At 50.0% G+C, this 13,016-nt stretch carries 9 protein-coding genes; all 9 read right to left on the bottom strand.

Annotation, left to right across the window (positions count from 1 at the left end; translation table 11 throughout):
* Positions 1-164 precede the first annotated feature (164 nt).
* A complete protein-coding gene (gene rpoC, locus LC084_RS22625; protein ID WP_226574478.1) occupies positions 165-4,394 on the bottom strand; it encodes a DNA-directed RNA polymerase subunit beta' in 4,230 nt (1,409 codons plus the stop codon).
* Between the two features lie 76 nt (positions 4,395-4,470).
* Complete coding sequence (rpoB, locus tag LC084_RS22620) at positions 4,471-8,499, bottom strand: DNA-directed RNA polymerase subunit beta (protein WP_226574476.1); 4,029 nt, start codon at positions 8,497-8,499, stop codon at positions 4,471-4,473.
* A 322-nt stretch (positions 8,500-8,821) separates the two neighbouring features.
* Positions 8,822-9,190, bottom strand: a complete 369-nt coding sequence (rplL, locus tag LC084_RS22615; RefSeq protein ID WP_036103048.1) for a 50S ribosomal protein L7/L12 — start codon at positions 9,188-9,190, stop codon at positions 8,822-8,824.
* 66 nt (positions 9,191-9,256) lie between these two features.
* Complete coding sequence (gene rplJ / locus LC084_RS22610) at positions 9,257-9,754, bottom strand: 50S ribosomal protein L10 (RefSeq protein WP_226574474.1); 498 nt, start codon at positions 9,752-9,754, stop codon at positions 9,257-9,259.
* Positions 9,755-10,087: 333 nt separating this feature from the next.
* Positions 10,088-10,795, bottom strand: a complete 708-nt coding sequence (gene rplA, locus LC084_RS22605; protein ID WP_226574472.1) for a 50S ribosomal protein L1 — start codon at positions 10,793-10,795, stop codon at positions 10,088-10,090.
* Positions 10,796-10,798: 3 nt separating this feature from the next.
* Positions 10,799-11,227, bottom strand: coding sequence for a 50S ribosomal protein L11 (gene rplK / locus LC084_RS22600; RefSeq protein ID WP_226574470.1), 429 nt, complete (start codon positions 11,225-11,227; stop codon positions 10,799-10,801).
* A 212-nt stretch (positions 11,228-11,439) separates the two neighbouring features.
* Positions 11,440-11,985, bottom strand: a complete 546-nt coding sequence (gene nusG, locus LC084_RS22595; RefSeq protein WP_001287521.1) for a transcription termination/antitermination protein NusG — start codon at positions 11,983-11,985, stop codon at positions 11,440-11,442.
* Position 11,986: 1 nt separating this feature from the next.
* Positions 11,987-12,370 carry a preprotein translocase subunit SecE gene (gene secE / locus LC084_RS22590; RefSeq protein WP_226574468.1) on the bottom strand — a complete coding sequence of 128 codons (384 nt, stop codon included), beginning with the start codon at positions 12,368-12,370 and terminating at the stop codon, positions 11,987-11,989.
* Between the two features lie 232 nt (positions 12,371-12,602).
* The coding region (locus tag LC084_RS22585; RefSeq protein WP_404808916.1) for an EF-Tu C-terminal domain-related protein at positions 12,603-13,016 on the bottom strand (414 nt) is incomplete at its 5' end.

Here is a 13,016-nt window from a genome sequence, read left to right as displayed (position 1 = left end):
CCACCCCGCCTTCCAGCTTTTTCATCACTTTTATTGCCTGAAAAACAACAAACAGGAGCCTGAAATTTGCCAGGGTATTGGGAGAGAGTCACTTTTGGTGAGTTGTGAAAATAGCAAAAAAAAACCGCGCCCAAAGGCACGGTTTTATCAGCGAGAGATAACAATTAATCGTTATCGTTGTTCCCGCCCAGGCCAGCATTCAGCAGCTCTGCCAGGTTGGCAGTTGCTTCTTCAGCACTGATCTGCGGTGCAGCAGCAGGGGTTTCACCCGCAGCACGGCGGCGGATACGATCCTGGTGGTAAGCATAGCCAGTACCAGCCGGGATCAGACGACCCACGATGACGTTCTCTTTCAGGCCACGCAGTTCATCACGTTTCCCCGCAACAGCGGCTTCGGTAAGAACACGCGTCGTTTCCTGGAACGATGCAGCAGAGATGAAGGACTCGGTTGCCAGAGACGCTTTGGTAATACCCAGCAGGTCGCGCATGATAGTTGCGCTAACTTTGCCTTCGTCTTCCAACTGGCGGTTCGCGATTTTCACGCGAGAGTACTCTACCTGCTCGCCTTCCAGGAAGTCGGAGCTGCCTGCATTCATGATGGTTGCTTTACGCAGCATCTGACGAACGATAACTTCGATGTGTTTATCGTTGATCTTAACGCCCTGCAGACGGTATACATCCTGTACTTCGTTAACGATGTAACGCGTTACAGCCTGAACACCACGCAGACGCAGAATATCATGAGCAGATTCCGGACCATCGGAAATCACGTCACCACGTTCAACACGTTCACCTTCAAACACGTTGAGCTGACGCCATTTCGGAATCATCTCTTCGTAAGGGTTTTCACCATCCAGTGGGGTGATAACCAGGCGACGTTTACCTTTGGTTTCTTTACCGAAGGAAACCACACCGCTGATTTCAGCAAGGATCGCAGGTTCTTTCGGACGACGTGCTTCGAACAAGTCAGCAACACGCGGCAGACCACCGGTAATATCTTTGGTACCGCCAGATTCCTGCGGCAGACGCGCCAGTGTGTCACCGGAGCTAATCTGAACGCCATCATCCAACTGAACGATCGATTTACCTGGCAGGAAGTACTGCGCAGGCATATCGGTACCAGGGATCAGCACATCATCACCATTGGCATCAACGACTTTCAGTGCTGGACGCAGGTCTTTACCACCGGCAGTACGTTCTGCAGAATCCAGAACCACGATAGAAGACAAACCAGTCAGCTCATCAGTCTGACGAGTAATGGTTTGGCCGTCGATCATGTCGGTAAAGCGAATAAAGCCCGGAACTTCGGTGATAACCGGCATGGTGTGCGGATCCCAGTTAGCAACAGTTTCGCCCGCTGCTACCGGTTCGCCATCATTTTTGGTCAGCACAGAACCGTAAGGTACTTTATAGCTTTCTTTGGTACGACCGAATTCGTCGATCAACTTCAGCTCGGTATTACGAGAAGTAATAACCAGTTTACCGCTGGAGTTCACAACGGACTTCGCGTTGTTCAGCTTGATGCTACCTTTGTTTTTCACCTGGATGCTGGATTCAGCAGCCGCACGAGATGCCGCACCACCGATGTGGAAGGTACGCATGGTCAGCTGAGTACCAGGTTCACCGATAGACTGTGCTGCGATAACCCCAATGGCTTCACCTTTGTTGATGATATGACCACGCGCCAGGTCACGACCATAGCAGTGAGCACACACACCAAAATCGGTGTCACAGGTTACAACAGAACGTACTTTCAGGCTGTCTACAGAGTTTGCTTCCAGCAGGTCACACCACTGTTCATTGAGCAGCGTGTTGCGTGGAACCAGAATATCTGCGGTACCCGGTTTCAGTACGTCTTCAGCTGTTACACGACCCAGTACGCGGTCACGCAGTGGTTCTTTAACATCACCACCTTCGATAACCGGCGTCATCATGATGCCGTCCAACGTGCCACAATCATCTTCAGTAACAACCAGGTCCTGCGCGACGTCAACCAGACGACGAGTCAGGTAACCGGAGTTTGCTGTTTTCAGTGCGGTATCCGCCAAACCTTTACGAGCACCGTGGGTTGAGATGAAGTACTGGAGTACGTTCAGACCTTCACGGAAGTTCGCGGTGATTGGCGTTTCGATGATGGAGCCATCTGGCTTAGCCATCAGACCACGCATACCAGCAAGCTGACGAATCTGAGCCGCAGAACCACGCGCCCCGGAGTCGGCCATCATATAGATGCTGTTAAAGGAAACCTGCTGCTCTTCTTCACCTTTACGGTTAATAACGGTTTCAGTTTGCAGGTTATCCATCATCGCTTTGGAAACACGGTCATTCGCCGCAGCCCAAATATCGATGACTTTGTTGTAACGTTCGCCAGCAGTTACCAGACCAGACTGGAACTGTTCCTGAATTTCTGCCACTTCTGCTTCGGCTTCGGCGATGATTTCGGCTTTTTTCGCCGGAATAACCATATCGTCGATACCAACAGATGCACCAGAACGAGCTGCATACGCAAAACCGGTATACATGATCTGGTCAGCAAAAATAACCGTCGGTTTCAGGCCCAGAATGCGGTAACAGGTGTTCAGCATTTTGGAGATTGCTTTTTTACCCAGCGGCTGGTTCACGATAGTGAACGGCAGACCCTGAGGTACGATCATCCACAAAATTGCACGACCAACAGTGGTGTCTTTCAATGTGGTTTTCGCCACATATTCACCCTGCTCGTCTTTTTCATATTCTGTAATACGTACTTTTACGCGTGCATGCAGCTCAGCCTGGCCTGAACGGTATAAACGTTCAGCTTCTTTCGGCCCGGTGAGAACCATGCCTTCGCCCATGGCGTTGATTTTGTCACGGGTCATGTAGTACAGACCCAGTACAACGTCCTGAGACGGAACGATGATTGGTTCACCGTTTGCCGGAGACAGAATGTTGTTGGTGGACATCATCAGCGCACGTGCTTCCAACTGGGCTTCCAGCGTCAGCGGTACGTGAACAGCCATCTGGTCACCATCGAAGTCGGCGTTATACGCCGCACACACCAGCGGGTGCAGCTGAATAGCTTTACCTTCGATCAGTACAGGTTCAAATGCCTGAATACCCAAACGGTGCAGAGTTGGTGCACGGTTCAGCATGACCGGGTGTTCGCGAATAACTTCGTCCAGGATATCCCAAACAACGGCTTCTTCACGTTCAACCATTTTCTTGGCTGCTTTGATGGTGGTAGCTAAACCACGCAGTTCCAGCTTGCCGTAGATGAACGGTTTGAACAGCTCCAGTGCCATTTTCTTCGGCAGACCGCACTGGTGCAGACGCAGGTATGGACCTACGGTGATAACCGAACGGCCAGAGTAGTCAACACGTTTACCCAGCAGGTTCTGACGGAAACGACCCTGCTTACCTTTGATCATATCGGCCAAAGATTTCAGAGGACGTTTGTTAGAACCAGTAATGGCACGACCGCGACGACCGTTATCCAGCAGGGCATCAACCGCTTCCTGCAGCATACGTTTTTCGTTACGTACGATGATATCTGGCGCAGCCAGATCCAGCAGACGTTTCAGACGGTTGTTACGGTTGATAACGCGACGATACAGATCGTTCAGATCTGATGTTGCGAAACGACCACCATCCAGCGGTACCAGCGGGCGCAGATCTGGCGGCAGAACCGGCAGAACGGTCAGGATCATCCATTCTGGTTTGTTACCAGACTGAACGAACGCTTCCAGCAGCTTGATACGCTTGGTCAGCTTTTTACGTTTGGTTTCAGAGTTGGTTTCATTCAACTCTTCGCGCAGTTGTTCACATTCCTGCTCCAGATCCATGCCTTTCAGCAGGGCCTGAATAGCTTCTGCACCCATTTTCGCGTCGAATTCGTCACCAAACTCTTCCAGCGCGTCCAGATACTGTTCTTCAGTCAGGATCTGACGGCGTTCCAGGTTGGTCATACCGCCTTCGATAACTACATAAGATTCGAAGTACAGTACACGTTCGATATCACGCAAAGGCATATCGAGCAGCAAACCGATACGGGATGGCAGTGATTTCAGGAACCAAATGTGGGCAGTCGGAGAAGCCAGCTCAATGTGACCCATACGTTCACGACGTACTTTGGTCTGAGTAACTTCAACACCACATTTTTCACAGATAACACCACGGTGTTTCAAGCGCTTGTACTTACCGCACAGGCACTCGTAATCTTTTACCGGCCCGAAAATGCGAGCACAGAACAGACCGTCACGCTCCGGTTTGAAGGTACGGTAGTTAATGGTTTCCGGCTTTTTAACTTCACCAAAAGACCAGGAACGGATCATGTCTGGCGATGCCAGAGCAATTTTGATCGCATCAAACTCTTCGGTTTTAGTTTGCGCTTTCAGAAACTTTAATAAGTCTTTCACGGATTGGCTCCCGTCGGAGTTAGCACTCTCTGATGCCCGGTATTACCCGGGCACCATGGACCTGTTTGCGCGAGAATTACTCGTCTTCCAGTTCGATGTTGATACCCAGCGAACGGATTTCTTTCAACAGTACGTTGAAGGATTCCGGCATGCCCGGTTCCATCTGATGGCTGCCATCCACGATGTTTTTATACATCTTGGTACGGCCATTCACGTCATCAGACTTAACGGTGAGCATTTCCTGCAGGGTATAGGCGGCACCATATGCTTCCAGTGCCCACACTTCCATCTCCCCGAAGCGCTGACCACCGAACTGCGCCTTACCACCCAGCGGCTGCTGAGTAACCAGGCTGTAAGAACCGGTGGAACGAGCGTGCATTTTGTCGTCGACCAGGTGGTTCAGTTTGAGCATGTACATGTAACCAACAGTTACCTGACGCTCGAACTTCTCACCGGTACGGCCGTCAAACAGCGTAATCTGACCAGAAGTCGGCAGATCACCCAGTTTCAGCAGCTCTTTAATTTCAGCTTCTTTCGCACCATCAAACACTGGGGTGGCAATCGGCATACCTTTGCGCAGGTTTTCAGCCAGACGCAGAACTTCTTCATCGCTGAAGGTGTTCAGGTCAACTTTCTGGCGAACATCTGCACCCAAGTCATAAGCACGCTGGATGAACTCACGCAGTTTGGCCACTTCCTGCTGCTGTTTCAGCATGGCGTTAATCTTGTCGCCAATACCTTTAGCAGCCATACCCAGGTGGGTTTCCAGGATCTGACCGATGTTCATACGAGACGGTACGCCCAGTGGGTTCAGTACGATATCAACCGGCGTGCCGTTTTCATCGTATGGCATATCTTCGATCGGGTTGATCTTAGAAATAACCCCTTTGTTACCGTGACGGCCCGCCATTTTATCCCCAGGCTGAATCTGACGTTTAACGGCCAGATACACTTTGACGATTTTCAGCACACCAGGTGCCAGGTCATCGCCCTGAGTGATTTTACGGCGTTTCGCTTCGAGTTTTTTCTCGAACTCGTGCTTCACTTCATCGTACTGCTCTGCCAGTTGTTCCAGCTGATTCTGTTTTTCTTCATCAGCAAGACCCAGTTCCAGCCAGCGATCGCGTGGCAGTTTGTCGAGCTTCTCAGCTTCGATACCACCAGAGATCAGCACGGCGCGGATACGGCCGAACAAACCAGCTTCGAGGATTTGCAGTTCTTCAGACAGGTCTTTCTTAGCCTGTTTGAGCTGCATTTCTTCGATTTCCAGCGCACGTTTATCTTTTTCTACGCCATCACGAGTAAAGACCTGAACGTCAATAACGGTACCGGATACACCATTCGGTACGCGCAAAGAAGAGTCTTTAACATCAGAGGCTTTTTCACCAAAGATGGCACGCAGCAGTTTCTCTTCCGGAGTCAGCTGAGTTTCGCCTTTCGGCGTTACTTTGCCCACCAGAATGTCGCCACCGGTAACTTCTGCACCGATGTAAACAATACCGGATTCATCCAGTTTGGAGAGCGCAGCTTCACCCACGTTCGGGATATCTGCTGTAATTTCTTCAGGCCCCAGTTTGGTGTCACGAGACACACAAGCTTGTTCCTGAATATGAATAGTGGTGAAACGGTCTTCCTGAACAACACGCTCTGATACGAGGATGGAGTCTTCGAAGTTGTAACCGTTCCATGGCATGAATGCCACGCGCATATTCTGACCCAGCGCCAGTTCACCCAAATCGGTGGACGGGCCATCAGCCAGAACATCACCACGTTCCACCGGTTCACCCAGAGACACACACGGCATCTGGTTGATGCAAGTGTTCTGGTTAGAACGGGTGTACTTGGTCAGGTTATAAATATCGATACCTGCTTCGCCCGGATACATCTCATCTTCGTTAACTTTGATAACGATACGGGAAGCATCAACGTACTGGATAGTCCCACCACGTTTGGCAACAGCTGTAACGCCGGAGTCAACTGCAACAGCGCGTTCCATACCTGTACCAACCAGCGGCTTATCAGAGCGCAGAGTTGGTACCGCCTGACGTTGCATGTTCGCACCCATCAATGCACGGTTGGCGTCATCGTGTTCCAGGAAGGGAATCAGGGACGCACCAACAGAAACAACCTGTTGTGTGGAAACGTCCATGTAGTCAACCTGATCACGGCTGAACAAGCTTGATTCGCCTTTGCTACGGCAGGTTACCAGGTCTTCTACGAAGTGGCCGTCGTCATCCAGGTTGGAGTTCGCCTGAGCGATAACGAAGTTGCCTTCTTCAATAGCAGACAAGTAATGAATTTCGTCGGTCACAACACCGTCAGTCACTTTACGATACGGTGTTTCAAGGAAACCATACTCGTTGGTCTGTGCATAAACAGACAAGGAGTTGATAAGACCGATGTTCGGACCTTCAGGCGTTTCGATTGGGCACACACGACCATAGTGAGTCGGGTGAACGTCTCGAACTTCAAAGCCCGCACGTTCGCGAGTCAAACCGCCTGGGCCCAACGCAGAAATACGGCGTTTATGGGTAATCTCTGACAGCGGGTTGTTCTGGTCCATAAACTGAGACAGCTGGCTGGAACCAAAGAACTCTTTAACTGCAGCAGAGATAGGTTTCGCGTTGATCATATCCTGCGGCATCAGGGTGTCGAGATCGCCCAGAGACAGACGTTCTTTAACCGCACGCTCTACACGCACCAAACCAACACGGAACTGGTTCTCAGCCATTTCACCCACGGAGCGAATACGACGGTTGCCGAGGTGGTCGATATCATCCACTTCGCCTTTACCGTTACGAATATCGATGAGTTTTTTCATTACATCGATAATGTCTTCTTTGCTCAGGATGCCAGAACCTTCAATCTCGCCACGCAGCAGCGAGCGGTTGAATTTCATACGACCTACAGCAGACAGGTCATAACGGTCTTCAGAGAAGAACAGGTTCTCGAACAGGCTTTCAGCAGCTTCGCGAGTCGGCGGCTCACCAGGGCGCATCATGCGATAGATTTCAACCAGCGCGCTCAGGCGGTCATTGGTTGGGTCAATACGCACGGTTTCGGACATGTACGGACCATGGTCCAGATCGTTGGTGAACAGAGTCTCAATGCTCTTATGGCCTGCCTGGCTCAGTTTAGCCAGCAAGTCCAGAGACAGCTCCATGTTCGCCGGGCAGATCAGCTCGCCTGTTGCTTCGTCGATGTAATCTTTAGCAACGACTTTCCCGGCGATATATTCGACAGGAACTTCAATGTGCTGAACTTCGTCTTTTTCCAACTGACGGATATGACGAGCAGTGATACGACGACCTTTCTCAACGTAGACTTTACCGTCTGATTCGATATCGAAAGAAGCGGTTTCACCACGCAGACGTTCCGGCACCAACTGCATTTGCAGTTTGTTGTCACGGATTTCAAACACAACTTTTTTGAAGAACAAATCCAGGATCTGTTCAGTTGTGTAGTTCAGTGCACGCAGGATGATAGTTGCCGGCAGTTTACGACGGCGGTCGATACGTACGAACAGGTTGTCTTTCGGATCGAATTCGAAGTCCAGCCATGAACCGCGGTAAGGAATAATACGTGCGTTATAGAGAACCTTACCCGAAGAGTGGGTTTTCCCTTTGTCACTGTCAAAGAACACACCAGGGCTACGGTGTAACTGGGAAACGATAACACGCTCAGTACCGTTGATAACGAAAGTACCGTTATCCGTCATAAGCGGGATTTCGCCCATGTAGACTTCTTGTTCTTTAATGTCTTTTACAGTGCCTTCAGGCGCTTCACGCTCATAAATCACCAGGCGCAGTTTTACGCGCAGTGGTGCAGAGAACGTAACACCACGGATCTGGCATTCTTGAACATCAAAGACAGGTTCGCCAAGACGGTAGCTGACGTATTGCAGTTCCGAATTGCCGCTGTAGCTCTGAATCGGGAATACGGAGCGGAAAGCCGCTTCAAGACCGTACTGCCCTTCAGGATCTTGCTCGATAAACTTCTGGAACGAGTCAAGCTGGATAGAAAGGAGATATGGGACATCCAGAACTTGTGGACGTTTACCAAAATCCTTACGAATACGTTTTTTCTCGGTATAGGAGTAAACCATAGGGTTCCTCAGCTCGCTGACAAGTCGACCCACTCTGCCCACTGGACGGACAGTTTTTTATGCAACACTATTTTTTGACCGGAAAGTGGAACACTATCCGCAATGCCTGTTTCTATCACTCTTAAACCATTTCATTGCGATTTACCCAGCAACACCGCGCTGTCGCAGTATATTAAGTCGTCGATAGAAACAAGCATTGACAGGAAAACCAGTAGTCAAACAGTGTGAAACGCTACTGGCTCCCTTGAGCGCAAAAAGGCTGGTGACCATAAAATCACCAGCCAGCAGCCTGATTTCTCAGGCTGTTACCAGAAAAAGTGGCTTATTTAACTTCAACTTCAGCGCCAGCTTCTTCCAGAGCTTTTTTCAGAGCTTCTGCGTCGTCTTTGCTCACGCCTTCTTTCAGGGCAGCCGGAGCAGATTCAACCAGGTCTTTGGCTTCTTTCAGGCCCAGACCGGTAGCACCACGTACTGCTTTGATAACAGCAACTTTGTTACCGCCAGCAGCTTTCAGAATTACGTCGAATTCAGTTTTTTCTTCAGCAGCGTCAGCAGCCGGGCCAGCAGCAACAGCTACAGCAGCAGCAGCAGAAACACCGAATTTTTCTTCCATTGCAGAAATCAGTTCTACAACGTCCATTACGGACATAGCGGATACTGCTTCAATGATTTGATCTTTAGTGATAGACATTTAAATTGTTCCTGAATATCAGAATAAGTTTATACGTAAGCAAGCGAATGACAAAAAAAAGTGCAATTAAGCAGCTTCTTTCGCATCGCGTACAGCCGCCAGAGTGCGAACCAGTTTGCCAGCAGAGGCTTCTTTCATGGTTGCCATCAGGCGTGCAATTGCTTCTTCGTAGGTCGGCAGAGTTGCCAGGCGATCGATCTGAGCCGCCGGGATTAACTCACCTTCAAAGGCTGCCGCTTTGACCTCAAATTTTGCATTCGCTTTAGCGAAATCTTTGAACAGACGAGCAGCTGCGCCCGGGTGTTCCATAGAGTATGCAATCAGGGTCGGACCAACAAACGCGTCTTTCAGGCATTCGAACTGAGTGCCTTCAACAACACGACGCAACAGGGTGTTACGAACAACACGCATGTAAACGCCGGCTTCGCGACCTGCTTTACGCAGTTCGGTCATTTTGTCTACGGTCACGCCACGGGAATCCGCAACTACCGCAGACAGCGCGCCTTTGGCTACTTCGCTGACTTCAGCAACAATCGCTTGTTTGTCTTGAAGATTTAAAGCCATTAGCTTTGCTCCTGGATGTTTGCCGGGGCACTAAACCCCGGAACTCACTTCACTCTTATCAACGATAAGAACGTCTTAATACGGTGAGCAGAAACAAGCCAAAGAGAACTTAATAAAAAGATTCTTCAGGTTCTGTCACCGTCTACGCAGGAAATTAAGCCTCAATTAAGAAACACCTGCGGTCTTGGACGGAGGCCTGGATAAGGCCAGGCTCCAACCGAAATTCTTGTTTAGTGCAAGCCGTATATTATGCGTTTTGCACTAAACGTCTGCCTAAGCAGAAACGTGGGGGACAGATTGTAGACAAATCCACCGCCCACGTAAAGCGAATGATTAGTTCGCTACAGTAGCTGACAGACCAGCCTGGTCAACAGCAACGCCAGCACCCATGGTGGTAGACAGGCTAACTTTCTTGATGTAAACGCCTTTAGCAGTAGCAGGTTTTGCTTTTTTCAGCGCAACCAGCAGTGCTTCCAGGTTTTCTTTCAGTTTGTCAGCGTCAAAATCTACTTTACCAATAGTGGTGTGGATGATGCCGTTTTTGTCGTTACGGTAACGAACCTGACCAGCTTTAGCATTTTTAACTGCTTCAGCAACGTTAGGAGTTACAGTACCAACTTTCGGGTTTGGCATCAGGCCGCGCGGCCCCAGGATCTGGCCGAGTTGACCAACAACGCGCATTGCATCCGGGGAAGCAATAACAACGTCAAAGTTCATTTCGCCTTTTTTGATCTGGTCAGCCAGATCTTCCATACCTACCAGCTCAGCGCCAGCAGCTTTAGCTGCTTCAGCGTTAGGACCCTGGGTAAATACGGCAACACGTACGGTACGGCCAGTACCATTCGGCAGCACAGTTGCGCCACGAACGTTCTGGTCAGATTTACGTGCATCGATGCCGAGGTTAACGGCAACGTCTACGCTTTCTACAAATTTTGCAGTGGCCAGCTCTTTCAGCAGAGCAATGGCTTCGCTGATGTCATACTGTTTAGTTGCATCAACTTTGTCACGGATCACGCGCATGCGCTTGGTCAGTTTAGCCATTTCTTAGTCCTCCACTACCAGGCCCATGGAACGAGCGGTACCAGCGATAGAACGAGCCATCGCTTCAAGATCGGCACCAGTCATGTCCGCTGCTTTGGTCTGAGCAATCTCAAGAACCTGAGCGTGAGTTACTTTACCCACTTTGTCTTTGTTCGGTTTACCGGAACCAGACTTGATACCAGCCGCTTTTTTCAGCAGAACTGCTGCTGGCGGAGTTTTGGTAACGAAGGTGAAGGAACGGTCAGCGTAAACGGTAATAACAACCGGAATCGGCAAACCTTTCTCGATGGATTCAGTTTTGGCGTTAAACGCTTTACAGAATTCCATGATGTTAACACCTTGCTGACCCAGAGCCGGACCTACTGGCGGACTCGGGTTAGCCATACCAGCTGCAACCTGCAGCTTGACATAGGCTTGGACTTTCTTGGCCATTGATATTTCCTCTAATGGGTTATAACGCCTCTTTGGAGGCTCCCCGTAATTAAACTCTGTTTACACGCTTTACAGCATGTAAAAACAAAAGGCGCGAAATTGTATGTCAATTTCGCGCCTCACGCAACAGTAATTGTTGCTTTTACATTCGATTTTATAACCAGCACAACCCGCGGGTTAGTGGCACCACAGCAGTTGTACAGTCAGGCTAATCAGGCTTTTTCTACTTGGCTGAAATCCAGTTCTACAGGTGTCGCGCGGCCAAAGATGGACACAGACACTTTCAGGCGGCTTTTCTCGTAATCCACTTCTTCGACAACGCCGTTAAAGTCAGCAAACGGACCATCGTTAACACGAACCATTTCACCCGGTTCAAACAGCGTTTTCGGACGCGGTTTATCCCCAACCTGCTGCAAGCGGTTCATGATGGCATCAACTTCTTTGTCGCTGATAGGAGCCGGACGGTCGGATGTACCACCGATAAAGCCCATAACACGTGGTACACTACGTACCAAGTGCCAACTGGCGTCATTCATCACCATTTGGACAAGAACATAGCCCGGGAAAAATTTACGTTCGCTTTTACGGCGCTGACCGCCACGAATCTCAACCACTTCTTCTGTTGGCACCATAACTTCACCAAACAGTTCTTCCATATTATGTAATTTAATATGTTCACGCAGAGAAGTTGCTACGCGACCTTCAAAGCCGGAAAACGCCTGAACGACGTACCAACGTTTTTTAGGAGCTTCAGACATTTCAGAACCTCAGTCCAGTGATAAAAGAGACCACACGGACCAGAATACCATCCAGCCCCCACAGGATCAGTGACATGACAGCCGTCACTGCTGCAACGATTAATGTGGTATGCAACGTTTCCTGGCGGGTCGGCCAAATCACTTTACGAACTTCAGTTCTCGCTTCACGGGCAAAAGCAACCGTGGCTTTACCTTTTGTGGTCAACAGAGCGACACCACCTGCTGCAGCAATCAAAACGACTACCGCAACAGCCCGCCCCAGCAGGTTCACATCACGATAAAGGAAGTTGCCGATGATGGCCACACAGAGCAAAGCAATGACAACCAGCCACTTCAATACTTCCAGGCCGCGCCCGCTTCCCTGAGCTTCGGTATTCGCACTCATAGTTCAACCTGTAACAATGAATCAAACAAACATTTTTGCCCCGCAAACGCGAGGCAACCAAACCGAATTTCGCTTAGGCAATATTTCGGCACTTTACGCCATCTTCAGAGCCTGTCTCAGCAATGATTATGGAAAAGAAATCACTGATGAGCCAGGTTCTGGTTCGAGAGCGTACAAAAAGGGCATCAAATGATGCCCTTTTATTGCGCATTACGTCAAATGTTATCAGCAATTAGCCGAGAACTTTAGCAACAACGCCAGCACCGACGGTACGGCCGCCTTCACGGATTGCGAAGCGCAGACCTTCGTCCATTGCGATCGGGTGAATCAGGGTAACAACCATCTGAATGTTGTCGCCCGGCATTACCATTTCAACGCCTTCCGGCAGTTCGATGGAGCCAGTTACGTCGGTAGTACGGAAGTAGAACTGAGGACGGTAGCCTTTGAAGAACGGAGTATGACGGCCGCCTTCATCTTTGCTCAGAACGTATACTTCAGATTCGAATTTGGTGTGCGGGTTGATTGAGCCCGGTTTAGCCAGAACCTGACCACGTTCAACGTCATCACGTTTGGTACCACGCAGCAGAACCCCAACGTTTTCACCAGCACGGCCTTCGTCCAGCAGTTTGCGGAACATTTCAACGCC

It is taken from the genome of Mangrovibacter yixingensis (assembly GCF_020523985.1).
Lineage (GTDB): Bacteria > Pseudomonadota > Gammaproteobacteria > Enterobacterales > Enterobacteriaceae > Mangrovibacter > Mangrovibacter yixingensis.
This window is presented reverse-complemented; position numbering and strand designations above follow the sequence as displayed.

Excerpts from the sequence above, each read along its gene's own strand:
- rpoB (WP_226574476.1), bottom strand. The coding sequence starts at position 8,499 with ATGGTTTACTCCTATACCGAGAAAAAACGTATTCGTAAGGATTTTGGT.
- rplL (WP_036103048.1), bottom strand. The coding sequence starts at position 9,190 with ATGTCTATCACTAAAGATCAAATCATTGAAGCAGTATCCGCTATGTCC.
- rplJ (WP_226574474.1), bottom strand. The coding sequence starts at position 9,754 with ATGGCTTTAAATCTTCAAGACAAACAAGCGATTGTTGCTGAAGTCAGC.
- rplA (WP_226574472.1), bottom strand. The coding sequence starts at position 10,795 with ATGGCTAAACTGACCAAGCGCATGCGCGTGATCCGTGACAAAGTTGAT.
- rplK (WP_226574470.1), bottom strand. The coding sequence starts at position 11,227 with ATGGCCAAGAAAGTCCAAGCCTATGTCAAGCTGCAGGTTGCAGCTGGT.
- nusG (WP_001287521.1), bottom strand. The coding sequence starts at position 11,985 with ATGTCTGAAGCTCCTAAAAAACGTTGGTACGTCGTTCAGGCGTTTTCC.
- secE (WP_226574468.1), bottom strand. The coding sequence starts at position 12,370 with ATGAGTGCGAATACCGAAGCTCAGGGAAGCGGGCGCGGCCTGGAAGTA.